Origin of the sequence: Streptomyces graminofaciens, from assembly GCF_030294945.1 — a bacterium.
Lineage (GTDB): Bacteria > Actinomycetota > Actinomycetes > Streptomycetales > Streptomycetaceae > Streptomyces > Streptomyces graminofaciens.
Genome location: NZ_AP018448.1, coordinates 8,725,371 through 8,750,496, shown reverse-complemented (window position 1 = coordinate 8,750,496; position 25,126 = coordinate 8,725,371). Strand labels below are relative to the sequence as shown.

At 70.0% G+C, this 25,126-nt stretch carries 19 protein-coding genes and 3 tRNA genes; 7 read left to right on the top strand and 15 right to left on the bottom strand.

All coding sequences use genetic code 11. The features are described 5' to 3' along the window. Positions 1-174 precede the first annotated feature (174 nt). The 3 genes from SGFS_RS38475 to SGFS_RS38465 are packed head-to-tail and all read right to left on the bottom strand — an operon-like array spanning position 175 to position 2,010. Positions 175-420 (bottom strand): MoaD/ThiS family protein, encoded by a 246-nt coding sequence (locus SGFS_RS38475; protein WP_286256819.1) that lies wholly within the window; start codon positions 418-420, stop codon positions 175-177. 25 nt (positions 421-445) lie between these two features. Then, positions 446-1,462 (bottom strand): GTP 3',8-cyclase MoaA, encoded by a 1,017-nt coding sequence (gene moaA, locus SGFS_RS38470; RefSeq protein WP_286256817.1) that lies wholly within the window; start codon positions 1,460-1,462, stop codon positions 446-448. Then, positions 1,459-2,010 carry a molybdenum cofactor biosynthesis protein MoaE gene (locus SGFS_RS38465; protein WP_286256815.1) on the bottom strand — a complete coding sequence of 184 codons (552 nt, stop codon included), beginning with the start codon at positions 2,008-2,010 and terminating at the stop codon, positions 1,459-1,461. The genes moaA and SGFS_RS38465 overlap by 4 nt, the downstream gene beginning before the upstream one ends. A gap of 241 nt (positions 2,011-2,251) precedes the next feature. Here SGFS_RS38465 and SGFS_RS38460 point away from each other — a divergent pair, with 241 nt between their 5' ends. Then, positions 2,252-3,211: a helix-turn-helix domain-containing protein gene (locus SGFS_RS38460; RefSeq protein WP_286256814.1), complete on the top strand. Its 960-nt coding sequence runs from the start codon at positions 2,252-2,254 to the stop codon at positions 3,209-3,211. A 7-nt stretch (positions 3,212-3,218) separates the two neighbouring features. Here SGFS_RS38460 and SGFS_RS38455 read toward each other — a convergent pair whose 3' ends face one another. From SGFS_RS38455 to SGFS_RS38430, 6 genes are all read right to left on the bottom strand, one after another. Further along, complete coding sequence (locus SGFS_RS38455; RefSeq protein ID WP_286256813.1) at positions 3,219-4,226, bottom strand: NAD(P)/FAD-dependent oxidoreductase; 1,008 nt, start codon at positions 4,224-4,226, stop codon at positions 3,219-3,221. Beyond that, positions 4,216-4,542: a ferredoxin gene (gene fdxA / locus SGFS_RS38450; protein WP_257548836.1), complete on the bottom strand. Its 327-nt coding sequence runs from the start codon at positions 4,540-4,542 to the stop codon at positions 4,216-4,218. Before fdxA ends, SGFS_RS38455 begins: the two co-directional genes overlap by 11 nt. 2 nt (positions 4,543-4,544) lie before the next feature. Next, a complete protein-coding gene (locus tag SGFS_RS38445; protein ID WP_286256811.1) occupies positions 4,545-6,692 on the bottom strand; it encodes a molybdopterin-containing oxidoreductase family protein in 2,148 nt (715 codons plus the stop codon). A gap of 780 nt (positions 6,693-7,472) precedes the next feature. Continuing rightward, positions 7,473-7,549: transfer RNA gene (locus tag SGFS_RS38440), tRNA-Ile, on the bottom strand. A 177-nt stretch (positions 7,550-7,726) separates the two neighbouring features. After that, positions 7,727-7,799 (bottom strand) — tRNA-Asn (locus SGFS_RS38435). A 6-nt stretch (positions 7,800-7,805) separates the two neighbouring features. Beyond that, a tRNA-Asn gene (locus SGFS_RS38430) sits at positions 7,806-7,878 on the bottom strand. A gap of 175 nt (positions 7,879-8,053) precedes the next feature. Between SGFS_RS38430 and SGFS_RS38425 the strand changes: the two genes are divergently transcribed. The 4 genes from SGFS_RS38425 (at position 8,054) to SGFS_RS38410 (ending at position 13,709) form a co-directional block, all read left to right on the top strand. Beyond that, positions 8,054-8,353, top strand: a complete 300-nt coding sequence (locus tag SGFS_RS38425) for a YtxH domain-containing protein (RefSeq protein ID WP_286256810.1) — start codon at positions 8,054-8,056, stop codon at positions 8,351-8,353. Positions 8,354-8,477: 124 nt separating this feature from the next. Beyond that, complete coding sequence (locus SGFS_RS38420) at positions 8,478-9,932, top strand: FGGY family carbohydrate kinase (RefSeq protein ID WP_286256809.1); 1,455 nt, start codon at positions 8,478-8,480, stop codon at positions 9,930-9,932. A gap of 109 nt (positions 9,933-10,041) precedes the next feature. Continuing rightward, positions 10,042-11,775 (top strand): ABC transporter ATP-binding protein, encoded by a 1,734-nt coding sequence (locus SGFS_RS38415; protein WP_286260279.1) that lies wholly within the window; start codon positions 10,042-10,044, stop codon positions 11,773-11,775. Then, the gene (locus SGFS_RS38410; RefSeq protein WP_286256808.1) at positions 11,775-13,709 is read left to right on the top strand and encodes an ABC transporter ATP-binding protein; all 1,935 of its coding nucleotides are present in this window, start codon (positions 11,775-11,777) and stop codon (positions 13,707-13,709) included. Before SGFS_RS38415 ends, SGFS_RS38410 begins: the two co-directional genes overlap by 1 nt. A gap of 240 nt (positions 13,710-13,949) precedes the next feature. Here SGFS_RS38410 and SGFS_RS38405 read toward each other — a convergent pair whose 3' ends face one another. The 5 genes from SGFS_RS38405 to SGFS_RS38385 form a co-directional block, all read right to left on the bottom strand. Further along, positions 13,950-15,083, bottom strand: a complete 1,134-nt coding sequence (locus SGFS_RS38405) for an RNA polymerase sigma factor (RefSeq protein WP_286256807.1) — start codon at positions 15,081-15,083, stop codon at positions 13,950-13,952. 323 nt (positions 15,084-15,406) lie between these two features. Further along, positions 15,407-17,308 carry a DNA primase gene (dnaG, locus tag SGFS_RS38400; RefSeq protein ID WP_286256806.1) on the bottom strand — a complete coding sequence of 634 codons (1,902 nt, stop codon included), beginning with the start codon at positions 17,306-17,308 and terminating at the stop codon, positions 15,407-15,409. A 154-nt stretch (positions 17,309-17,462) separates the two neighbouring features. After that, entirely contained in the window at positions 17,463-18,728 is a 1,266-nt protein-coding gene (locus SGFS_RS38395) for an NAD(P)/FAD-dependent oxidoreductase (RefSeq protein WP_286256805.1), read from the bottom strand. Between the two features lie 105 nt (positions 18,729-18,833). Continuing rightward, positions 18,834-20,120 (bottom strand): deoxyguanosinetriphosphate triphosphohydrolase, encoded by a 1,287-nt coding sequence (locus tag SGFS_RS38390; protein ID WP_286256804.1) that lies wholly within the window; start codon positions 20,118-20,120, stop codon positions 18,834-18,836. 134 nt (positions 20,121-20,254) lie between these two features. Next, positions 20,255-21,070 carry a sirohydrochlorin chelatase gene (locus tag SGFS_RS38385; RefSeq protein ID WP_286256803.1) on the bottom strand — a complete coding sequence of 272 codons (816 nt, stop codon included), beginning with the start codon at positions 21,068-21,070 and terminating at the stop codon, positions 20,255-20,257. A gap of 231 nt (positions 21,071-21,301) precedes the next feature. Here SGFS_RS38385 and SGFS_RS38380 point away from each other — a divergent pair, with 231 nt between their 5' ends. Then, a complete protein-coding gene (locus tag SGFS_RS38380; protein WP_434028120.1) occupies positions 21,302-22,006 on the top strand; it encodes a SanA/YdcF family protein in 705 nt (234 codons plus the stop codon). Between the two features lie 49 nt (positions 22,007-22,055). On the opposite strand, the gene SGFS_RS38375 is transcribed toward SGFS_RS38380, so the two are convergent. After that, complete coding sequence (locus tag SGFS_RS38375; protein ID WP_286256802.1) at positions 22,056-22,556, bottom strand: hypothetical protein; 501 nt, start codon at positions 22,554-22,556, stop codon at positions 22,056-22,058. A 285-nt stretch (positions 22,557-22,841) separates the two neighbouring features. Here SGFS_RS38375 and SGFS_RS38370 point away from each other — a divergent pair, with 285 nt between their 5' ends. After that, entirely contained in the window at positions 22,842-24,923 is a 2,082-nt protein-coding gene (locus SGFS_RS38370) for a molybdopterin oxidoreductase family protein (protein WP_286256800.1), read from the top strand. Positions 24,924-25,126: the final 203 nt, after the last annotated feature.

Below are 25,126 nucleotides of genomic sequence, written 5' to 3'. Positions count from 1 at the left end.
CTTCCGCGACACCCGCAACGGTGTGGGCGCGTGCCCGAACTCGGCGGATCCGAGGACGGTTTCGCGACCCAGCACCGGCGCATGGTTCCGGCGCCGGGCGACTCGGGGTCGCCGGCCGGGTAGTGCCGTCAACGCGGCGCGGTAACCGTCGACGGAGAGCAGGACCACGTGTGATCATCCGCCGCTGATCGGTGGCAGCACGGCGATCTCGTCGCCGGCCACGCACGGGGCGCCGTACATCGCGTCGTTCAGCATCTCTCCGTTGAACCACACCCGTGAGTTCGCCAGCACGTGGGCGAACTCACCGCCGTAGCGCCGGCGTGCCTCGTCGAGCACCTCGCCGAGCGTGCCGCCGGGAATCACGTCGCGCCCTCGGCCCGCCGCCTCCCGCGCGGCCGCGAACAGCAGCATTGTGGGCATGAGCCAATCTCCCCTTCGTTCCAGGTCACCCACCGATGTAGGACATCTCCACCCGATCACCGCGCGAGGGTGCGCGGCTTCCGCGCAACTCCGAATAGCGGTCCTCCCGGGCGCCCCAGAGTGCGCGCACGGCGGAGCACAGTTCCTCGTCGGAGGCGCCCGCTCGCAGCAACGCCCGCAGGTCGGTCCCGCCGGAGGAGAACAGGCACGTGTGGACCTTCCCCTCGGCGGACAGCCGGGCTCGCGTGCAGTCCCCGCAGAACGGCCGCGTCACCGAGCCGATGACACCGATCTCCCCGGCGCCGTCCAGGAAGCGGTAGCGGGTGGCCACCTCACCGACGCCGGTCGCGTCGAGAGGTTCGAGCGGGTAACGGCCGTCGATCAGGCGCACGATCTCGGCGGCGGGCAGCACCTCACCGAGCTGCCACTCGTTCGTGGCCCCTACGTCCATGTACTCGATGAAGCGCAGGATGTGGCCGCTGCCCCGGAACCGCTCGACCATCGGCAGCACGCAGCCGTCGTTGACTCCCCGCTTCACCACCATGTTCACCTTGACGGGGTTGAGGCCGGCGCGTGCGGCCGCGTCGATCCCTTCGAGGACCCGGCGCACCGGCACCGCGGTGTCGGCGACCGCCCGGAACACGGCGTCGTCGAGCGCGTCCAGGCTCACCGTCACCCGGCGCAGCCCGGCCTGTGCGAGGCGCTCCGCGAAGGCCGGCAACAGCAGCCCGTTGGTCGTCATCGCGAGATCGAGCCCGGGTACCGCGGCGAGCAGCGCCACGAGGTCCGCGACGCCGCGACGCAGCAGCGGCTCACCCCCGGTGAGCCGGATCTTGCGCACGCCGAGGAAGGCGAACACCCGCGCCAGGCGCGCGATCTCGTCGAAGGTCAGCAGGTCGGCGGGGTCGAGGTAATGGTGCCCCGGGCCGAAATGCTCGCGCGGCATGCAGTACCGGCATCGGAGGTTGCACCGGTCGGTGATGGAGATCCGCAGGTCGCGAAGGTGACGGTACCGGCGGTCGGCGACGGGCATCATCATCATGCCGGTTCCGGGTTCCGGGCGAGGCACCAGCGGTGCGCCGCGGCGGGGACGTCGTCGATCCGGTTCCCGGTCGCCACCCAGCCGCTCGTGCCGTCCCCGCTGTATTCGCGTTTCCATACCGGAACGGAGTCCTTGAGGACGTCGATGCAGAAGCGGGCCGCGGTGAACGCCTCGCCGCGGTGGGGTGCGGAGACCACGACCAGGATGCTCGCCTCGGTGACCGGCACCGGCCCGACGCGGTGGAACAACGCCACGCGCCCGAGGGCGGGCCACCGGTCCCGGGCGGCTTGGGCGATCTGGCGGAGTCGCGGCTCCACGTGCCGGTCGAACGCCTCGTAGTCGATCCCTACGATCCCGGTGCGGTGGCCCTCCAGGTCGTCGTTGTGGTCGCGCACCGTACCGGTGAACGTGACGACCGCGCCACAGTGCGGCACGGTCGCCCATTCGATCGCCTCGGCGACCGGGACGCGGTCCGGGGTCAGGGCCACTCGGACGTCCTCGACCGGTTCTTCCGGACTGCGGATCTGATCATTCACGACGGCTGTCACGATGTGTTCCCTCGCGTTCTGGACCGGCACTGGCGTTCATCCTCACCGGCCCGGGCCTGCCGTACCGGACTCCGCGCGACAGGCATTTGACCGGCGACGACGGGTACGTGCCGCTGAATCAGGGTTTTCCAGTTATTTACACGGCAACAACGATCCGCCTCTGGACATGGCCGACACTCTGGTGGACGAGTATTCGTGCAACGCCGAGCCGAGTGGACACGGGATACGAGCGAGGTAGGCCATGACGGTGGTGGGCTCGAACGAGACGAACACCAGCCGGCGAGAGGTCTGGCGGGAGCTCCTCCGGGACCATTTCGTCAGCCTGGACGTGGACGTCGAGCGGGACGGCGGCACATTCGACGGCGCCGTGCGCAGCGACTTCCTCGGCCACCTCCGGGTGTCGGGAGTCCGCTCGGTGGACCAGGACGTCCTCCGTACGAAGGAACTGCTGCGGCGCGACGGCGACCGCTACCTCCAGGTCTGCCTGGTCCGCCGCGGTGCGGCGCGTGCCGAGCAGGACGGGCACGACGCGGTGCTCCGCCCCGGCGACTTCGTCGTCTACGAGACGGAGCGGCCCTTTCACTGGTCGCTTCGCTCGGGTGCCGGCTCCCCCTGCTGGGACATCGCCGTCTTCACCTGGCCCCGCGACACGATCCGGCTCAGCGACAGCGAGTCGGCCAGGCTGACCTGCCGGACGCTGGACGGCGGCAGCGGTATCACCGGGGTGCTGAGCAGGATGCTGACCGACCTGCTCGTCGAGAAGCCGGCCATCAGCGAAGGGGGCGCCATCCGGATCGCCGACGAGATCGGCGACCTGGTGGCGACCATCGCGACAGAGGCACATGGCTTCGGCGCCGGCACCGACCGCCACGCGAGCCTGCTGCGGCAGATCGACACCTACATCGCGGAGCATCTCGGTGATCCGGACCTGTCCCCGGAACGCGTCGCGCAGGCGCACTTCGTGTCGACACGCCAGCTCCAGCGGATGTTCGCCGGCCGGGGACAGACGGTGTCCCAGGTGATCCGGCGGCAGAGGCTGGAGCGGTGCCGGCGCGACCTGCTGACCCACCGGGGAGGCGAAGCCACCCTCACCGAGATCTGCGTCCGCTGGGGGTTCACCGATCTCGCCGTGTTCAGCCGGGCGTTCCGCGAGGTGTACGGCACCTCGCCGACCGCCTACCGCGCTCGGGCCCGGGCGTAAGGGCCGCTCACAGGCCGTCGCTGGAGTGCCCCGGCACGGTGCCCAGCGTGGGATCGACCACGGGGGCGAGGTGGTTCACCGCGAGTGCGGCCTCGCCGAAACCGACCGAGATCAGCGCGACCTTGCCGTCGTAGTCGGCGATGTCGCCCGCGGCGTACACGCGCGGCCGGCTGGTGCGCATGGTCCGGTCGACCACGATGTGCCGGCCCCGCATCTGAAGCCCCCACGTCGCGAGCGGGCCGAGGTTCGCGACGAAGCCGAGCGCCGCCACCACGGCATCCGCCCGCAGGCTCTCGGTCGCGCCGGTCTCGAGGTTGCTCAACTCCACCTGTTCCACGCGGGTCTCGCCGCTGATCCGCTGTACCTCGTGCGGGGTGTACAGCCGCACCGACGACGTGCGCAGCAGCCGGACGCTGTGCTCGTGTGCCCGGAACCGCGGCCGGCGGTGGACCAGCGCGACCGAGCGGGCGAGGGGTTCGAGCGCCAGCGCCCAGTCCACCGCGGAGTCCCCGCCGCCGACGACCACCACGTCGGCGCCGGTGAGTTCGGCCGGCTTCGGCACGAAGTAGCGCAGGCCGCGGTTCTCGTACTCGGAGCCCGCGGGCAGCGGGCGCGGCGTGAAACTGCCGATCCCGCCGGTGACCAGTACGGCCTTCGCCGTCACCACGGTGCCCCGGTGGGTGGTGACGGCGATGCCGTCCGCCGTGTCCTCAAGGGCCTGCGCGGTGTGGCCCAGCAGGTACCGGGGCTTCGCCTGCGACGCCTGCCCCACCAGGGCGTCGACGAGGTCCTGCGCCTTCACGGCAGGGAATCCGGCGACGTCGTAGACCTTCTTCTCGGGATACAGCGCCGCCATCTGGCCGCCGGGCTGGTCGAGCGCGTCGATCACCGTGACCGACATGCCCCGGAACCCGGCGTAGTAGGCCGCGTAGAGACCGACCGGCCCGGCGCCGACGATCAGCAGGTCGCTGGCGTACCCGTCGGCGCCGCAGCCGATCTCGTGCTCAGCCTTCACCGGTGGCACGCCTTTCCCGCAGCAGGGGGTGGTCGACACCGACGGGTCCGCGCGAGGACGCACCGCCGGCCGCGTCCTCGTGCTCTTCGAAGAACTCGACGGCAGCCGTGGTGAACGGGGCCAGTTCCACGGGAATCCTGTGCTCCCAGTGGATCGCGTCGCTGGGGCAGACGGTCATGCACTTCCCGCAGTCGACGCATTCGTCGGGGTGGATGTACATCATCCGGTCCCCCTGGTAGATGCAGTCCACCGGACATTCCTCGACGCAGGACTGGTCGAGGATGTCCACGCAGGCGTCGGTCACGACGTAAGCCATGGTCAGGCCTTCTCTATCTGGACGAGGGTGTCGGAGAACGTGGGCGCGTTGCCCAGGTCGGCGAAGGCGGTGGGGTTCAGGGACGCCATCGTGGACAGCGACTTCGTGTGCATGCGCCAGCCGCCGTACGCCGACACGGCGACGCCCGCCAGGACGGACTTGTCCGCCTTCGCCTTCACCACGAACGAGCCGCGGTCGTTGAACACCCGCACGTCGTCGCCGGTGGCGATACCGCGCTCGGCGGCGTCGTCGGGGTGGATGAGGACGGTGGGCTCCCCCTGCACGCGCCGGTGGAGCGGCAGGTTGGCGCTGCTGGAGTTCAGGTAGGCATGCGGCTTCGGGGTGACCAGGTTGAGCGGATGCCGCGCGGCCAGTTCGGGGTTCGCGCGCGCCGATTCGCGAGGCGGGATGTAGTGCGGCAGCGGATCGACCGGCGTGCCCGGCTGGTGGTCGTTGGAGCCTTGCCGGAACAGCGGCACCACGAAGTTGCCTACGGCTTCCGCGATGGAGGATTTGAGCTCCACCTTGCCGGACGGGGTGGGGAAGTTGCCCTCCGCGTAGGGGGCGTACTGGTCCGGGGGCGGCACGGTCAGCCGCTGCCAGCCCTTCTCCCGCAGTGACTCGAGGGTGATGCCCTGCATTGCGGGCGCCGACCAGTCGAACGCCTCGGCGATCATCTCCTCGTCCGTGCGCCGGAACACCGGCTCGGTGAAGCCCATGCGCGCCGCCAGCCGCCGGAACAGCTCCGTGTTGGGCACGGCTTCGCCGAGCGGCTCGATCGAGCGGTGGTTGTAGGTGACGTAGAGGTGGCCCCAGGAGAACATGATGTCGTCCTGCTCCAGCTGGGTGGTGGCGGGCAGCACGATGTCGGCGAACTGGGCGGTGTCGGTCATGAACTGCTCACTGACCACGGTGAACAGGTCGTCCCGCTGCAGCCCCTCGATCAGCCTCTCCTGGTCCGGGCACACGACCACCGGGTTGGAGTTGTAGACCACCAGCGCCTTGATGGGCGGGTCCAGGTCGAGACCGCCGGTCAGCGCCTGCCCCAGCAGATACTGGTTCACGACCCGCTTGCCGGGTTCGAGCATCTCCGGGTGCATCATCGCGCCCCAGTTGACGGGGAACGCCCACAGCGGCAGCTGAAGAATCCCGCCACCGGGCTTGCGCCACGCGCCGACCAGTCCGGGCAGACAGGCGAGCGCCCGTACCGTCTGGCCACCGCCGGCGTGCCGCTCGACGGCCACACCGATCCGGATGACGGACGGCTGTGTGGTGGCGTACGCCCGGGCCAGCTTACGGATGTCCTCGGCCGGAACGCCGGTCTCCTCGGCGGCCCACTCCGGTGAGTACTTCCGTACGCGCTCGGCCAACTCCTCGTATCCGACGGTGTAGTCGGCGATGTAGTCGTCATCGGTGAGTCCCTCTTCGATGATCACGTTCATCATCGCCAGCGCGAGGGCACCGTCGGTGCCCGGCCGGATCGGGATGTGCCAGTCGGCCGCCTTCGCGGTACGGGTCTTCACCGGGTCCACCACGACCACGGTGGCGCCCCGCTTGCGGGCTTCGGCGATGAACGGCCACAGGTGAAGATTGGTGCTCATCACGTTGCAGGCCCAGATCAGGATGAACTTGGAGTGGACGAGGCTTTCGGGGTCCACTCCCGCACAGTCGCCGATGGTCATCGTGTACGCGGTGCACGAGCCGGAGTCGCAGTAGGTGCGCTCGGCGATGGTGGCGCCCAGCTTGGCGAAGAAGGGGTCGCCCACGTTGAGGCCGTTGAGGATCCCCTGCGTGCCGAGGTAGCTGCACGGCATGACGGCCTCGGGCCCGAACTCCGCGGAGATCGCCCGGAACCGGTCCGCGATCTCGTCCAGCGCCTGATCCCAGGTGATCCGCTCGAACTGTCCGCTGCCCTTCGGCCCCGTGCGCCGCATCGGGTACAGCACACGGTCCGGGCTGTACACCCGGTCCAGATAATTGTCGACCTTCACACACAGGCCACCGCGCGTGTACGGGTGCTCCCGGTCGCCGGTCACGCTCACGGCCTTGCCGTCCGTGACGGTGATCCTCATCGCGCAGGTGTCGGGGCAGTCGTGCGGACACGCACCCCGCACCTCGACAGTACCGGTGGTCGCTGCTGTTGCGCTCATCTGTCTTCCCCTCGGATCGTGTCTGTCTCGATCGTCGAAGTTCCGGCAGCCGGCGGGTAGGCGACAGGCGACAGGCTCTTGGCCAGGCGCGACAGACCCGGGTCACGCGTCTGTGCGCTGACGGTCCGTCCGCGGGCAGCGTCGCCACGCCTGGGCCGTGGTTCCCGAGGTGTCCGGTCACCGGCCTGACGAAACCGAGACCGTCTTCGTCGCCTTCGTCGCGCCGCAAGACCCGCTCGCGGCGCCCCTCCGCGCGCCGATCAGCTCGGTTTCGAGTCCGGTGCTCAAGCTGGTCGGCTTCGGCACGGCAGAAGCCGTGGCGGGCGAAGACCACGCGAACGTCGCCGCCGACTCTCCCACCCCGCCAGCAACGCTTTCCGCCCCCTCGCCATCCTCCACATCACGTGATCAAACCGGACACAACCCCTTGCGTACCGGTCCTGCGGCGAACAGGCTCTCGAACGTGCATTTGCTCGGCTCGGCAACGAAAAGACCACCAGGCAGAACCCGCGGGAGCACGGTTGGTCCCGCCGCCATCGACACGCTTCCCCGGTACCGTCGGCCTCAGGATGGCCTCAATTCATTGCCCTGTCGCAGCAGAGCCGACCAGAACACGTCTCACCAGCCACGCATCCGCGCGCATACGTGCAGGTCAGAGGAACGTCAGCCGACGCAGACCAACCTGGCCCCAGACTCGCGAGCAGCGGATTCAGTCCGTTCAGGCAAAGTTGACGATCCGACACCCAAAAATGAACGTTTCCGCAGGTCAGAGACCTGCATTGGTGGGGCGGGTGGGACTCGAACCCACGGCCGACGGATTATGAGTCCGCTGCTCTAACCGGCTGAGCTACCGCCCCGTACGGCGTGTCGCGCACATTTGTGCGCGCCGTCTGCCGCAGCATAGCCGCTCATACGATCTCCTGCTTCGGATGGTCGGCCTTCGCATGCGCTTCTTGACCTTGAGGACTTCGGCGCGGCTCGCGCGGTTCCCCCGGACATGAAAAAGGACCCCGTCGGGGCCCTCCTTCAGGTTGCTCTCCCGACTGGACTCGAACCAGTAACCTGCCGGTTAACAGCCGGCTGCTCTGCCAATTGAGCTACGGAAGATCGAAGCTCCCCCGACTGGACTCGAACCAGTAACCTGCCGGTTAACAGCCGGCTGCTCTGCCAATTGAGCTACGGAGGAATGCCTCGTTGCATCGAACGCACTCACCTGGGTATTCGCCAGGGGGCGTGCGCTCGCTGCGACACATACATTAGCGCAAGCTGGGGGGTGCTCCGCCAATCGATACTCCCCGCGCCCCGCGTCCCACGCCGGGGCGACGCAGACGCAGAAGCAGACGCAAGGAAGGGTGGCCGCCATGCGCTATCGGCTCACGTTCGTCGTCGGACTGGCCCTGGGATACGTGCTGGGCACACGCGCGGGGCGCGAACGCTACGAGCAGTTGAAGAAATCCGCACAGCACGTCGCCCAGAACCCGGCCGTACGCAACACCGCGGAGTCGGCGGCCCAGCAGGGCCGCGTCTTCGTGGGCAAGGCGTACCACCTGGTCAGCGAGAAGGTCGGGGACCGGGTGCCCGACTCGGTCGCCGGGCGTGTCCGGTCGCTCCGGGAGCGCAACGGCTCCGTCGGGGACGACTGGGGGACCAGCAACACGTAGACGCTCCGCCGAGGGCGCCGAGGAACGCGGCGGAGCCGCATACGCCAGGGCCTCGCGCCCCCTGCGGGCCCGAACCCCGGCGCCCGGCACGCCCCACCCCTTCCCGTGCGGCAGAATTTATGGCATGGGGATAGTCGCCGGGCTGGATAGTTCGCCCGATTTTACGCGCATTGTCGTCTGTGACTCGGACACAGGGGCCGTGCTCAGGCAGGGGTATGCCCCGCACCCGTTGGAGTCGGCCGACGGCGGGGGGCGTCCGTCGGACGTCGATCCGCAGGCATGGCTGCTGTCCCTGGGGGAGGCGGCCGGCGGCGGGCTGCTCGAAGGTGTGCAGGCGATCGGGGTGTCCTCGCAGCAGAACGGGCTGATCGCGCTGGACGCGCAGGGCAACACCGTGCGTCCGGCGATGGTCGGCGGCGACAGGCGGTCGCAGGTCGCGGCCGCCGATCTCGTCGACGCGCTCGGGGGGCGCGGGGCGTGGGCGGAGGCCGTCGGGTGCGTCCCGGGGGCCGCGCAGCCCGTGACCAAGCTGCGCTGGATGAGCCGTACCGAACCGGATGCCGCGATGCGTACGGCCGTGCTGCTCCAGGCCCACGACTGGCTGGTGTGGCAGTTGCTCGGGCGGCCGGTCAGGAGGACCACCGACCGAGGGGGCGCCTCGGGGACCGGGTACTGGAACGCGGCGACCGGCCAGTACCGGACCGATCTCGTCGAGCTGGCGCTCGGCCACCAGGTGATGCTGCCCGAGGTGCTCGGGCCCTCGGACGCCGCCGGTACGACGCCGGAGGGGCTCCTCATCTCCGCCGGCACCGGCGAGACCATGGCCGCGGCCTTCGGGCTGGGCATAGGGCTCGGTGACGCCGTGGTGTCGCTCGGGGCCTCCGGGTCCGTCATGGCCGTACACCACGAGGCGCTCGTCGACTCCAGCGGGATGATCACCTCGTTGGCCGATGCGACCGGGATGCACCTGCCGGTGGTCACGACGCTCAACGCCGTACGGACGCTGCGGGGCGCCACTGAGATGCTCGGGGTGCCCGATCTGGAGGGGCTGTCCGACCTCGCGATGAAGTCCACGCCCGGTTCGCACGGGCTGGTGCTGCTGCCCTATCTGGAGGGCGAGCGGACGCCGAACCTGCCGCACACCGCCGGGACCCTGGCCGGGCTGCGGCGGGAGTCGATGCGGCCGGAGCACTTCGCGCGGGCCGCGTTCGAGGGCATGCTGTGCGGGCTCGCGGACGCGCTGGACGTGCTGCGCGGGCGCGGGGTCGACGTACGGCGGATCTTCCTGCTCGGCGCGGTGGCCGAGCTGCCCGCGGTGCAGGCGGCGGCGCCCGCGCTGTTCGGGGTGCCGGTGGTCGTACCGCAGCCGGCGGACTACGCGGCGGTCGGCGCGGCGCGCCAGGCCGCGTGGGCGCTGGGCGTCTCGCAGGGGACTCTCGATCCCCGTATGCCGCCCGTCTGGCCCGGGGCGGCCGCGCAGCTGCTGGATCCGGGGGACGAGCTGGCTGTGGGGCAGGCGGTACGGCAGCAGTACGTGTCGGTTCGGGAGCAGACCCATCCGGGGGCTTTCCGCGCCTGAGGGCCGCTGGGCACCGGTCGGGTTAATTCAGTTGAGGTAACACGGGTGGAGTGTTCGACGATGGGGGGTGGTGCATCCCATCCCCGTCGCCGACTCCGAGAGATCTCGCGTGCTCATACGACTACTACGGACGTATCTCCGCCCGTACAAGAAACCCATCGCCCTGCTGGTGCTGCTGCAGTTCGTGCAGACCTGCGCCACGCTCTACCTGCCCACTCTCAACGCGGACATCATCGACAACGGTGTCGTCGAGGGCGACACCGGCTACATCCTGTCCTTCGGGGCCCTGATGATCGGCGTCTCGCTGGTGCAGGTCGTCTGCAACATGGGGGCCGTGTACTACGGCGCCCGTACCGCGTCGGCGGTCGGCCGGGACATCCGGGCAGGCGTCTTCGACCGGGTCCAGTCGTTCTCGGCACGTGAGGTCGGTCACTTCGGGGCGCCTTCGCTGATCACGCGGACGACGAACGACGTCCAGCAGGTGCAGATGCTCACCCTGATGACGTTCACGCTGGTGGTGTCGGCGCCGATCATGTGCGTCGGCGGCATCGTGCTGGCGCTCGGGCTGGACGTGCCGCTGTCGGGGGTGCTGCTGGCGGTCGTTCCGGTGCTCGGTGTCTCCGTGAGCCTGATCGTGCGCCGGCTGCGCCCGCTGTTCCGCACGATGCAGGAGCGGCTCGACACCGTGAACCAGGTGCTGCGCGAGCAGATCACTGGCAACCGTGTCATCCGTGCCTTCGTGAAGGACGACTACGAGAAGGACCGCTTCCGCAAGGCGAACGTCGAGCTGACGGACGTGTCCCTGGGAACGGGCCGGATGCTGGCGCTGATGTTCCCGATCGTGATGACGGTCATCAACTTCTCGTCGATCGCGGTGGTCTGGTTCGGCGCCCATCGGATCGACAGCGGCGGGATGGAGATCGGCGCCCTCACCGCGTTCCTCGCCTATCTGATGCAGATCGTCATGGCTGTGATGATGGCCACTTTCATGTTCATGATGATGCCGCGCGCCGAGGTGTGCGCCGAGCGCATCCAGGAGGTGCTCGACACCGAGACCAGTGTCGTACCGCCCGTCGAGCCCGTACGGGAGCTGCGGCGGAGCGGGTTCCTGGAGATCCGGGGCGCGGGATTCAGGTATCCGGGTGCCGAGGAGCCGGTGCTCAAGGCCATCGAGGTCGTGGCGCGGCCGGGTGAGACGACCGCCTTCATCGGGTCCACGGGCAGCGGGAAGTCTACGCTGCTCGGGCTGGTGCCCCGGCTGTTCGACGTCACCGAGGGCGAGGTGCTCGTGGACGGCGTGGACGTACGGACGCTGGATCCCCAGCTGCTGGCCAGGACGGTGAGCCTGGTGCCGCAGAAGCCGTACCTCTTCTCCGGGACGGTGGCGACGAATCTGCGGTACGGCAATCCGGACGCCACCGACGAGGAGCTGTGGCACGCGCTGGAGGTCGCGCAGGCGAAGGAGTTCGTGTCCAACCTCGAGAACGGGCTGGACTCCCCCATCGCGCAGGGCGGGACCAATGTGTCGGGCGGGCAGCGGCAGCGGCTCGCGATCGCGCGGACGCTGGTGCAGCGCCCGGAGATCTATCTGTTCGACGACTCGTTCTCCGCGCTCGACTACGCGACGGACGCGGCCCTGCGGTCGGCCCTGTCCCGCGAGACCGCCGAGGCGACCGTCGTGATCGTCGCCCAGCGTGTGGCGACCATCCGGGACGCCGACCGGATCGTGGTCCTCGACGAGGGCCGGGTCGTCGGCACCGGACGCCACCACGAGCTGATGGCGGACAACGAGACGTACCGCGAGATCGTCCTCTCCCAGCTCACGGAAGCGGAGGCAGCCTGATGGCCGGGCCGTTGGCACGGATGGCGGGCGCCGGAGGCCCCGATCAGCACTCCATGGACTTCAAGGGGTCCGGGAAACGGCTGCTCGCGCAGTTCAGGCCCGAGCGGTTCACGATGTACGCGATGCTCGTGTGCGGAGTGCTCAGCGTCGGGATGTCGGTGCTGGGGCCGTGGATACTCGGCAAGGCGACCGACCTCGTGTTCGCGGGGGTCGTGGGGCGCGAGATGCCGGCGGGCAGGACCAAGGCCGAGGTGCTCGAGGGCATGCGTGCCGGCGGGGACGGCGGCGTCGCCGACATGTTGCAGGGGACGGACTTCACGCCCGGCAAGGGCATCGATTTCGGGGCGGTCGGCGGCGTGCTGCTGGTTGCCCTTGGCATCTTCCTGGTCGCCGGGCTGCTGATGGCGGTGTCCACGCGGCTCTCCAACCGGGCCATCAACCGGACCGTGTACCGGATGCGCGAGGAGCTTCAGGCGAAGCTGTCGCGGCTGCCGCTGTCGTACTTCGACCAGCGGCAGCGGGGTGAGGTGCTGAGCCGGGCGACGAACGACATCGACAACATCGGGCAGACGTTGCAGCAGTCGATGGGGCAGCTCATCAACTCGCTGCTGACGATCATCGGTGTGCTGGTGATGATGTTCTGGGTGTCGCCGTTGCTGGCGCTGGTCGCGTTGGTGACCGTGCCGCTGTCGTTCGTCATCGCCACGCGGGTGGGCAAGCGGTCGCAACCGCACTTCGTGGCGCAGTGGCGGGTCACCGGGAAGCTCAACGCGCACATCGAGGAGATGTACACCGGGCACACGCTCGTGAAGGTGTTCGGGCGGCAGGAGGAGTCCGCGCGGCGGTTCGCGGAGGAGAACGACCGGCTGTACGAGGCCGGGTTCAAGGCCCAGTTCAACAGCGGGATCATGCAGCCGCTGATGTTCTTCGTGTCGAACATCAACTATGTGCTGGTGGCCGTGGTGGGTGGACTGCGGGTCGCGTCGGGCACGCTGTCGATCGGTGATGTGCAGGCCTTCATCCAGTACTCCCGCCAGTTCTCGATGCCGCTGACTCAGGTGGCCTCGATGGCGAACCTGGTGCAGTCGGGTGTGGCGTCCGCCGAGCGGATCTTCGAGCTGCTGGACGCGGAGGAGCAGCAGGCCGACCCCGTGCCCGGCGTACGGCCGGAGGAGCTGCGGGGGCGGGTGGCGCTGGAGGGCGTGTCCTTCCGGTACGAGCCCGAGAAGCCGCTCATCGAGGATCTGTCGCTGGTCGTCGAGCCTGGGCACACCGTGGCGATCGTGGGGCCGACCGGGGCCGGGAAGACGACTCTGGTGAACCTGCTGATGCGGTTCTACGAGGTCACCGGTGGGCGTATCACGCTGGACGGTGTCGATATCGCGGCCATGTCCCGGGACGAGCTTCGGGACGGCATCGGGATGGTGCTTCAGGACACCTGGCTGTTCGGGGGGACCATCGCCGAGAACATCGCGTACGGGGCGGCCACGTCGCGGAAGGTCAGCCGGGGGGAGATCGAGGAGGCGGCTCGGGCGGCGCACGCGGATCGGTTCGTGCGGACGTTGCCGGACGGGTACGACACGGTGATCGACGACGAGGGGACGGGGGTCAGCGCGGGTGAGAAGCAGCTGATCACCATCGCTCGGGCGTTTCTGTCCGATCCGGTGATTCTGGTGCTGGACGAGGCGACGAGTTCCGTGGACACGCGGACCGAGGTGCTGATCCAGAAGGCCATGGCCAAGTTGGCGCACGGGCGGACCTCGTTCGTGATCGCGCATCGGTTGTCGACGATTCGGGATGCCGACACGATTTTGGTGATGGAGAACGGGGCGATCGTCGAGCAGGGCGCTCATGCCGAGTTGTTGGCGGCGGATGGGGCGTATGCGCGGTTGTACAAGGCGCAGTTCGCGGAGGCTGTGGCTGAGGTGGATTGAGTTCGCCGGGGGGGCGGGCCTGGTTTGGTTCGCCCCCGCCGCCCCTGCCCGTCCCATCCCCAGGGGCGGCCGCCCCTTCGACCCCGCCTGCGCCTGAGAGCTCGGGTGGGGTCGGTGCGTTGGCGGGTGCGGGTTCGTCGTGGTTGCTCGCGCGGTTCCCCGCGCCCCTGGAAAGACGGGGCTGCGCCCCTGCCTTTCCAGGCCCGCAGAGCGCGGCCCCAGGAGCTTGTCGGAGACTTCTCAGTCCAAGTAGCCCCTCAGCTGGTCCGCGAAGGCGTGGTCCCTGAGTTTGTTCAGGGTTTTGGATTCGATCTGCCGGATGCGTTCGCGGGTCACGCCGAAGATGCGACCTATCTCCTCCAGCGTGCGGGGGCGGCCGTCCGCCAGGCCGTAGCGGAGTTGGACGACCTTGCGTTCGCGTTCGCCCAGGGTCGACAGGACCGCTTCGAGGTGTTCGCGGAGGAGCAGGAACGCCGCCGATTCGACCGGGCTCGTCGCGTCGCCGTCCTCGATGAGGTCGCCGAGGGCCACATCGTCCTCCTCGCCCACGGGCGCGTGGAGGGACACCGGCTCCTGGGCGAGGCGGAGGACCTCGCTGACGCGTTCGGGCAGCAGGTCCAGGTGGGCCGCCACCTCCTCCGGGGTCGGCTCGTGGCCCCGCTCCTGGAGCATGCGGCGCTGGACGCGGACCACGCGGTTGATCAGTTCCACGACGTGGACCGGGACGCGGATCGTCCGGGCCTGGTCGGCGAGGGCCCGGGACATGGCCTGGCGGATCCACCAGGTCGCGTACGTGGAGAACTTGTAGCCGCGGGCGTAGTCGAACTTCTCGACCGCCCGGATGAGGCCCAGGTTGCCCTCCTGGACCAGGTCGAGCATCGTCAGGCCACGGCCGACGTAACGCTTCGCCACAGACACGACCAGCCGCAGGTTCGCCTCGATCAGGCGGCGCTTGGCCATGCGGCCCATGACGACCAGACGGTCCAGGTCGAGGGCCAACTGGCTGTCCAGATCGGGGGTGTTGCTCAGCTTCTCCTCCGCGAACAGGCCTGCCTCGACCCGGCGGGCGAGTTCGACCTCCTCGGCGGCCGTCAGGAGCGGGACACGGCCGATCTCGCGGAGGTACTGGCGGAACAGGTCCGAGGACGGGCCACTGGTGTCGGCACGCGCGCGCGTCGGTACTTCGACGGGCTCAGGGGGCTCCGCGAGCTCCGCCGGTTCCTCGGGCGGGCCGTCCGGGCCTGCCTCGGGGTGGTGCGCGGCGCGGCTCTGCGCGGGAACCGCCGTGATGACGTCGGTCTCCGCGTCGGTCTCCGCGCCGTCGGTACTGATCTCGGTACTGCTGTCGTTCTGGACGAGGGTCTGGGTCTGCACGGGGGCGACCTCCAGGAATGTCGCTGCCAAGGCGTACGACAGCGGTACGTCTGGGATGGCGCGGCGGCCCCGCCGCCGTCCATCCCGTACTCATCGAGCGGAACCGCGGGGATCTCGGACCCGTGGGGGGACGGGTCGGCCGCGCTCCGAGGACTCAGGCACCGGAACCCAGTGTGGAGTACGACACACAGCCGCCACGAGGGGCGTGCGGTGACTTTTTGCGTCCGGTGCGTGACCCATCGGTCACTCAGCCGTTCGTGTTTTCCCGGGAATGCGCTGCTGAGAGGGCGTGGAAGCGCGTTCTGTCGGGTTCCGCGGAATCCTCAGAGCGCTTCCGCGCCGCGCTCCCGCAACGCCTGGTCGTACTGCTGGAGGACCCACAGTTCGTTCTGGGCGGCGGCCAGGGCCGCCGGGTCTCCGACGGTCGACAGGCGGGTGAAGGTGGACTGGACGTCGAGGATGCGGCGCTCCACCGCTCGGCGGCGGACCGTGACCAGGACCATGCCCGCGTACATCTCGTCGACCGTGCGGCGCATGATCGGTTCGACGGCCAGTTCGGTGACCATCGCGCGGACGGCGTCGTCCGGCGCCACCTCGCGGGCCTGGACCACGTAGTCCTGCGGGTTCTGCACGCCGTACTCGACGCCGCCGGCGTCACCGATGACCCGACGCACGGCGGCGTACGGCTCGGCGGTGAACTCGTCGACCTCGAACGCGTCGAAGGCCGGGGAGACCAACTCCGGTCGCTGGAGGGCCAGTTTGAGCAGTTCGCGTTCCGTCTTCGCCGCCGGGTTGCGCAGCGTCAGGGGTGGGCCCGCGAAGGGGCGGGCGGATGTGACTCCCTGGGGCTCCCCCGCGCGGCCGGTTCTCGGTGCCGGGCCCTGGCCCTGGCCGGAGCCGCGTCGGTGGAGGAAGCCGACCCGGTCCACCACGAACTCCGGGTCGAGGATGCCGACCAGGCCCGCGAGCTCCACAGCCATCTCGCGGCGCGCGGTGCGCTCCTTGATCCGGGCGGCCACGGGAGCCGCCTCGTCCAGGGCCGCCGCCCGGCCCCCGGCCGTGTTCAGGTCGTAGCGCTGCACGATCTGTTGGAGCGCGAACTTGAACAGCGGGGTGCGAGGCTCGGCCAGGTCCGCGACCGCCTCGTCACCCTTGGCGAGACGCAGGTCGCACGGGTCCATGCCGTCCGGCGCGATCGCGATGTATGTCTCGGCGGCGAACTTCTGGTCGTCCTCGAAGGCGCGCAGGGCCGCCTTCTGGCCGGCCGCGTCGCCGTCGAAGGTGAAGATCACGCGTGCGCTGCCGTTGTCCATCAGCAGCCGGCGGAGGATCTTGATGTGGTCGCCGCCGAAGGCCGTGCCGCAGGTGGCGATGGCGGTGGTGACGCCGGCGAGGTGGCAGGCCATGACGTCGGTGTAGCCCTCGACGACGACGGCCCGGCTGGCCTTGGCGATGTGTTGCTTGGCCAGGTCGATGCCGTACAGGACCTGGGACTTCTTGTAGATCGCCGTGTCGGGGGTGTTCAGGTACTTCGGGCCGTTGTCCGCCTCGTAGAGCTTGCGGGCGCCGAAGCCGACGACGTCCCCCGCGATGTCCCGGATGGGCCACATCAGGCGGCCACGGAAACGGTCGATGGGGTTGCGGCGGCTTTCCTGCGACAGTCCGGAGAGGAGCAGCTCCTTGTCGGTGAAGCCCTTGCCGCGAAGGTAGCTCGTGAGGTGGTCCCAGCCCTGGGGGCTGTAGCCGACACCGAAGTGGACGGCGGCGGCCTGGTCGAAGCCGCGCTCGGCGAGGAAGATCCGGCCGGTCTCGGCCTCGGGGCTGGTGGCCAGCTGCTCCGCGTACCACTCGGCGGCGATCTTGTGCGCCTCGACCAGGCGGATGCGCTCGCCGCGCTGGTGGGAGGGGTTGTACCCGCCCTGCTCATAGCGAAGGGTGATGCCGGCCTGGGCGGCGAGCCGCTCGACCGCCTCCGAGAAGGAGAGGTGGTCGACCTTCATCACGAACGTGATGGTGTCGCCGCCCTCCTGGCAGCCGAAGCAGTGGAAGAGCCCCTTGCTCGGGCTGACCTGGAAGGAGGGCGACTTCTCGTCGTGGAACGGGCAGAGCCCCTTGAGGTTCCCTCCGCCCGCGTTGCGCAGCTGGAGGTACTCGGACACCACGGCGTCGATCGGGACCGCGTCCCGAACCGCCTTCACGTCCTCGTCGTTGATCCGTCCTGCCACGCAGTGATTCTAAGGGGGTCCGCCGACAGCCACGGGGCACGGGAGCGCCCCCGTAAGGGGCGCGGGGCTGTATGTGATCTGCGGCTGCGCCGCGTGGGCGCGAGCAACCACACACCACCCGCACTCGGCCCCACGCCCCCCATCCCGCAGCCCCTTAGGGGATCAGGCCCTCCAACGAGACCTGTGGACTCGACAGCGCCTCCACATCCACCCGCGCCCGGGACCGGATCAGCCGCTGGATCGGCTCAGTGACATCCCACACGTTCACGTTCATCCCGGCCAGCACCCTCCCCTCCTTCACCCAGAACGCGATGAACTCCCGCTTCCCCGCGTCCCCGCGGATCACCACCTGGTCGTAGGAGCCCGGGGGCGCCCATCCCGAGTACTCCATCCCCATGTCGTACTGGTCGGAGAAGAAGTAGGGCACACGGTCGTACGTGACGTCACGGCCGAGCATCGCGCGGGCCGCCGCCGGGCCGCCGTTCAGCGCGTTGGCCCAGTGCTCGACGCGCAGGCGGGTGTCGAAGAGGGCGTGCGGGAACGACACGACGTCGCCGGCCGCGTAGATCGAGGGGTCCGAGGTGCGCAGCTGTGCGTCGACCACCACTCCCCCGCCGTGGGCGCGGTCGGCGATCTCCAGGCCCGCGGCTTCGGCGAGTCCGACCCGCGGGGCCGCGCCGATCGCCGCGAGGACGTCGTGCGCCGGGTGCTCGTCGCCCGTGTCGGTGCGGGCCGCCAGGACCATGCCGTCCTGGCCGACGATCCCGGTGAGTTTCGCGCCGAAGTGGAAGCGGACGCCGTGCTCGCGGTGCAGCTCGGCGAAGAGGTTGCCCAGCTCGGGGCCGAGGACGCCGTGCAGCGGGGTGGCCTCGGGCTCGACGACCGTGACCTCCGCGCCGTATTCACGGGCCGCGGCCGCCACCTCCAGGCCGATCCAGCCCGCGCCGGCGATCACCAGATGCCCGTTGTCCCGGCCGAGGGCGGTGAGGACGCCCTTGAGGCGCTCGGCGTGGGCGAGGCGCCGCAGGTGGTGGACGCCCGCGAGGTCCGTGCCCGGGATGTCCAGACGGCGGGGTTCGGCGCCGGTCGCGAGGAGCAGTTTGTCGTAGTGGACGAGGGTGCCGTCGTCGCCGAAGCGGACGGTCTTCGCGGTGCGGTCGATCGCGTCGACGGTCTGGCCGAGGTGCAGTTCGATGTCGTTGCGCGCGTACCAGGACGGCTCGTGGACGAAGACACTGTCGCGTTCTTCCTTGCCGAGCAGATAGCCCTTGGACAGGGGCGGACGCTCGTAGGGGTGGTCGCGCTCGTCGCAGATCAGTATCACGCGGCCGGTGAAACCCTCCGCGCGGAGCGTCTCGGCCGCCTTGGCGCCGGCGAGACCACCTCCGACGATCACGAATGTCTGATCCGCGTCGACCACTTGTTGCCTCCTCTTTGAGGGTGCCGCCATATGCGAGCGTCCCGCACACTGCGTGAAGCGGGAAGAGGGAGTGACCCGATCAGGCCACGGAGGGTCACGTACGAGTCACACCCGTCTCGTCAGTCTCGCGTGCAGCGTGCGGGCCGAGGCGTCGGTGAGGGAGGCGATCTGGTCGACGATCACCCGCTTGCGCGCGCGGTCGTCCGGCGCCCGGTCGAACGTGGCACGGAACTGGGGTTCGAGTCCGTCGGGTGCGCGGGCCGTGAGCGCCTCGGCCAGTTCGGCGACGACGATCCGCTGGTCGGCGCGGAGCCGCGCCTGCTCGGCGCGCTGCATCACATACCGGTCGGCGACGGCCTTGAGCACCGCGCACTCCAGCCGGGTCCCGTGCGGGACGACGAGTTCGGCGGCGTACCGGCTGAGGCGGCCGCTGCCGTACGCCTGTCGGGTCGCGCCCTCGGCGGCCAGGCAGAAGCGGCCGATGAGCTGGCTGGTGGCGTCCTTCAACCGGGCCTGCGCGACGGCCGATCCGTCGTAGCCGTGCGGCCACCACTCCTGGTCCAGCAGGCGGTCGAGGGCCTCGGCGAGCTCGGCCGGGTCGGTGTCGGCGGGGACGTAACGGCCGCGGGCCACCTCGAACACCGCCTGCCGTTCCGGCTCGGCCTGCAGGACGTTGGGGTCGATGTGGCCGGCGTGCAGACCGTCCTCCAGGTCGTGCACCGAGTACGCCACGTCGTCGGACCAGTCCATGACCTGCGCCTCGAAGGTCGTACGGGTGCCGGGGGCGCCCTCTCTGACCCAGTCGAACACCGGGCGGTCGTCCTCGTAGACGCCGAACTTCGGCGACTTGGGGTCGGTGGGGTGGGAGCCGCGCGACCAGGGGTACTTGGTGGCGGCGTCCAGGGTGGCGCGGGTGAGGTTGAGGCCCACCGAGCGGGTGCCTTCGGCGGTGAAGCGTTTGGGTTCGATGCGGGTCAGGAGCCTCAGGGACTGGGCGTTGCCCTCGAAGCCGCCGCAGTCCTCGGCGAATTCGTTGAGGGCCTGTTCGCCGTTGTGGCCGAACGGGGGGTGGCCGAGGTCGTGCGAGAGGCAGGCCGCCTCGACGAGGTCCGGGTCGCAGCCGAGGGCGGCGCCCAGTTCTCGGCCGACCTGGGCGCACTCCAGGGAGTGCGTCAGGCGGGTGCGGGGGCTGGCGTCCCAGGCTTGACTGCGGGTGCCGGGCGTCACCACTTGGGTTTTGCCTGCGAGACGTCTCAACGCCGCGGAGTGCAGTACGCGGGCGCGGTCGCGTTGGAAGGCGGTGCGGCCTGGGCGTTTGTCCGGCTCTGTGACCCAGCGTTCGGCCGAAGTCGGGTCGTAGCCGGGGGGTGAGATGTGGTTTTCGCCTTCCATGTCTCGACAGTAAGCGGAGGGTGTGACAAAAGGGGGCCTACTCGTCTGCCGGGTTCTGTTTTACGGCGGGTGCGGGTTGTTCGTGGTTGCTCGCGCCCACGCGGCGGAGCCCCACATCGATACAGCCCGCGTGCCTAAAGGGGTGCTCCTGCCAGCGCCCGCTGCACGATCGTCCCCGGCGTCGCCATCGCCTCGTCGTAGCGGTGCAGGACCAGGCGGGCCATTGCCGGGTGGGCGCCCAGGGGGGCCGCGGCGATCCGAGGGGCCGCGTTCGCGCACTCCGTCGCGAAGCGGCCGGGGGCCGTGAAGTAGGAGGCCACGGCTATGCGGTGGTGGCCGCTCGCGGTCAGGGAGCGGACGGCTTCGTGGACCGTGGGGGCGGCGGCGGAGGCGTACGCGTTGACGACGGGGACGCCCAGGCGGTCGGCGAGGAGCGCGGCGGTGCGGCCCGCGTCGACGGCCGCCTCGGGGTCGCGGGAACCGGCGGCGGCCAGGACGACGGCGGCGCGCTCGTTCGTCCCGGTGCGCCAGCCGGCCTCGACGAGGCGGGTGTGGAGGGTCTCCACCAGGAGGGGGTGCGGGCCGAGCGGGGCGGCCACGCGCGTGCGTGCCTCCGCTGCCGCGGCCATCTCGGGGATGTCCTGCTTGACGTGGTAGCCGCGGCTGAGGAGGAGCGGGACGAGTACCGCCTCCCGGTCACCGAGGGCGGCGAGCGTGTCGGGGAGCAGGGGCTCGTTCAGCTCGATGTGGCCGAGGTGAACGGAGAGACCGGGGCGCTGCTCGCGTACGCGGTCTATGAGGGCCCGCACGGTGGCCAGTGCGCGGGGGTCACGGCTGCCGTGGGCCACGAGGACCAGGGCGGGCGCGGCGGGGCGGCGCCGGGTTCCGTCGCGGGAGACGCGACCGAGCTGGCCGGCCGGCTGAGTGGTCCTCTGGTGAGTCGCCGTCATGAACCGATGGTGGCGGGAGGACGTTGCCTTCCGGTTGCGCCCGAATAACGGGTGTTTTCCACGGGATCACAGTGGGCGGGTAGGGGTGTGTGAGGCGTGCTGACCTGCCCTTTCCGCTGATCCGAGTGAAGCGTGTCACGGTGTGGACAATGAACCGGATCGCTGCGGATGACGTCTTGCCGAGGACGGAGACGGTCGAAGACCGGTCGGGGCGGACGGGGGATCACGGTGATGCGAGGCGTGCTGCGACGCGTGGAGCGGCGGCTGCGTCTGCCTCGTATGCCGCGTACGCGTGCGGGGCGGCGGCGGGCCGTGCAGGTGGTCATGCTGCTGTGCGTACTGGCGCTGCTTCCCGCCACGTGGATGTTCACGGCCGCCGACGGCCGGCTCCGGACGACCGCGGATGTACCGCGAACGAAGGTGGCGATGGTCTTCGGCGCGGGGCTGTGGAACGGCGAGCCGTCGCCGTATCTGGCGCGTCGGCTGAACGCGGCGGCGGAGCTGTACCGCTCGGGCCGGGTCGAGGTCCTGCTGGTCACCGGTGACAACAGCCGCAAGGAGTACGACGAGCCGGACGCGATGCGCACGTATCTCACCGAGCACGGCGTTCCCGACAAGCGCATCGTCAGCGACTACGCCGGGTTCGACACCTGGGACTCCTGTGTCCGTGCCAAGAAGATCTTCGGTGTCGACCGGGCGATCCTCATCAGCCAGGCCTTCCACATCCGCCGCGCGGTCGCCCTGTGCCAGGAGGCGGGCGTCGAGTCGTACGGCGTCGGCGTCCAGGACCGGCACGACGAGACCTGGTACTACGGCGCCACCCGGGAGCTGTTCGCCGCGGGCAAGGCCTCCCTGGACGCGCTGTTCGAGCCGGACCCCCGGTTCCTCGGACCCGAGGAACCGGGAGTGGCTCAGGCGCTCGCCTCGGACCGCTAGGGCGTGCCCTGGGCCCCGACCGGCCCAGGCGTGATCCGAACGGCAGGAGCTAGCTCTGGTGGACGGTGCCCCACGTGCCCTGGTCCACGGCGCAGGCCCACTTCTTGCCGGCCGAGGTCTTGCCGTACACGGTGAACTTCACCTCGTACTTCTGGGTGTTCAGCATGTGTGTGCTGACCTTGAAGGCGGCGCTCTTGCCCGGCTTCAGCGTCTTGGCGGCGATCTTGACGATCTGGTTCGTCTTCTGGGTGATCCGGGCGCCCTTGGTCGTCACGGTCGCCTTGCCGAAGCGCAGGCCCTTGGTGTTCTGGACCTTGAGGCTGACCTCCTTGAAGGTCTGCTTCTTGCTCACGTTCTTGAGGCCGAAGCGGAGGCCGCCGTTGGTCACCCAGTTGTTCTTGTCCAGGTAGAACTTCGACAGGTAGGTGACCTCCATCGGGCAGGCGGCCTCGGTCGGCGCGGCGGTCGACGCGGACGCGGCCCCGGCGAGGCCCAGCTGAGCGGCGGTCAGGGCGCCGGCTGCGCCCAGGACGGCGGCGGTCGTGCGCATGCGGTTCACTACGGGTTACCTCTCCCCCTACGGCCCTATGGGGCCATGTGACAGGACACGCGCCACATCGGTCGTACCGGGTGACCCCCGTCCCGGTGGCGCCCGTAGTTCCTAGCACGCCGAGACGGACGTCGAGGCGCCTCTCGGTACCGCGACCGCAGACGGTGACAGAACCGGGACAGACGGGGCCCTCACGCCGTCGCCGGGCCCGTCGGGAGGTCCCCGTCCCGGCCGCGTAACGAGGTTCGTCGCGGCGCGTAACACGCTCGACGCACGCTGAACGGTATGCAGACCTCCGCGACGCCCACCCACTGCCCGTACTGCGCCCTGCAGTGCGGGATGAGCCTCACGCCCGAGCCGGAGGGTGGCGTCGCGGTGGTCGAGCGCCCGGACTTCCCGGTGAACCGGGGCGCGCTGTGCGGCAAGGGACGTACGGCGCCGGCGGTGCTCTCGTCCCGGGTCCGGCTGACCACTCCCCTGGTCAGAAGGGCGGGCGTCCTGGAGCCCGCCTCCTGGGAGGAGGCACTCGACCGGATCGCCGAGGGGCTCACCCGCACGCGTACGGAACATGGCCCGGACGCGTGCGGAGTGTTCGGCGGCGGCGGGCTCACCAACGAGAAGGCGTATCTGCTCGGCAAGTTCGCGCGGATCGTGCTCCGCACCTCGCAGATCGACTACAACGGCCGCTTCTGCATGTCCTCCGCGGCGGCCGCCGGGATGAAGGCGTTCGGTCTCGACCGGGGGCTGCCGTTCCCGCTGGAGGACATCCCGAAGACCGGGTGTGTCGTCCTCGTCGGCTCGAACCTCGCGGAGACCATGCCGCCCGCTCTGCGCTATCTCACCGAGCTGAAGGAGAACGGCGGCACGCTGATCGTCATCGATCCGCGTCGCACCCGCACGGCCGAGCAGGCCGATCTGCATCTGTCCCCGCGCCCCGGCACCGATCTCGCGCTGGCGCTCGGACTGCTGCATCTGATCGTCGCCGAGGGACGGACGGACGAGGAGTACATCCGGGAGCGGACCAGCGGCTGGGAAGAAGCCCGGGCCGCGGCGATGGCGCACTGGCCGGAGTACGTGGAACGGATCACGGGGGTGTCCGTTCCCCAACTCCGCGAGGCGGTACGGCTGTTCTGCGAGCCGGAGAACGCGATGGTGCTCACCGCACGCGGGCCGGAGCAGCAGTCCAAGGGCACGGACACCGTCGGCGCGTGGATCAACCTGACGCTGGCGACGGGCCGCGCCGGACGGCCGCTGTCCGGGTACGGCTGTCTCACCGGGCAGGGCAACGGGCAGGGCGGGCGGGAACACGGCCAGAAGGCCGACCAGCTGCCCGGCTACCGCAAGCTCGTCGACCCCGAGGCGCGGCGGCACGTGGCCGAGGTGTGGGGCGTCGACCCGGACTCGCTGCCGGGGCCCGGCCGGAGCGCGTACGAGCTCCTTGACGCACTCGGCACCGACATCCGCTCGCTGCTGCTCATGGGGTCGAACCCGGTGGTGTCCGCGCCGCGCGCCGCGCACATCGAGGACCGGATCAGGTCGCTGGACTTCCTCGCGGTGTGCGATGTCGTGCTCTCGGAGACGGCCGAGCTCGCGGATGTCGTGCTGCCGGTTACCCAGTGGGCCGAGGAGACCGGCACGACGACCAATCTGGAGGGCCGGGTGCTGCTGCGGCGGCGCGCGATCACCCCGCCGGACGGCGTCCGCAGCGACCTGGAGGTCATGCACGAGCTGGCCGCCCGGCTGGGCGTCGAGAAGGGCTTCTCGACCGACGCCGAGGAGGTCTTCGAGGAGCTGCGCCGGGCCAGTGCGGGCGGGGCGGCGGACTACTCGGGGATCACCTACCGGCGGCTGGCGGAGGAGAACGGGGTGTTCTGGCCCTGTCCCACAGCGGCCGAGGAGGCGCACCCGGGCACGCCCCGGCTCTTCCTCGACCGGTTCGCCACCGAGGACGGGCGGGCGGTGTTCGCGCCCGTGTCGCACCGGGCGATCGCCGAGGAGCCGGACGAGGAGTACCCGGTGCTGCTGACCACCGGGCGGGTCGTGGCGCAGTACCAGTCCGGCGCGCAGACCCGCCGGGTCGACGAGCTGAACGCCGCCGCGCCCGGCCCGTTCGTGGAACTGCATCCCCGGCTGGCCGAGCGGCTCGGGGCGGCCGAGGGCGACCCGGTGGCCGTGGTCTCCCGGCGGGGCCGGGCCGTGGCGCCGGCGCGCATCACGACGAACATCCGCCCCGACACGGTGTTCATGCCGTTCCACTGGCCGGGCGAGGGCCGGGCCAACACGCTGACGAACCCCGCCCTCGACCCCACCTCACGCATGCCGGAGTTCAAGGCGTGCGCGGTGCGGCTGGAGACCGTCGGGAAGTGAACCGCCGTACATTTCGCTGACATTCCCCTTGTCGTTCCCCCCTGACATTCCCCTTGTCGTTCCCCCCTGACATTCCCCTTGTCATTCCCCCTGGCATTCCCCCTGCCGCCCTGATCGACGACATCGTTCCGCGAATCGCTTGAACTTTCATGCGTTCCGATGCGTAGATCCTGTGTGGTGGAGACTCGGCACGACGGCCGACC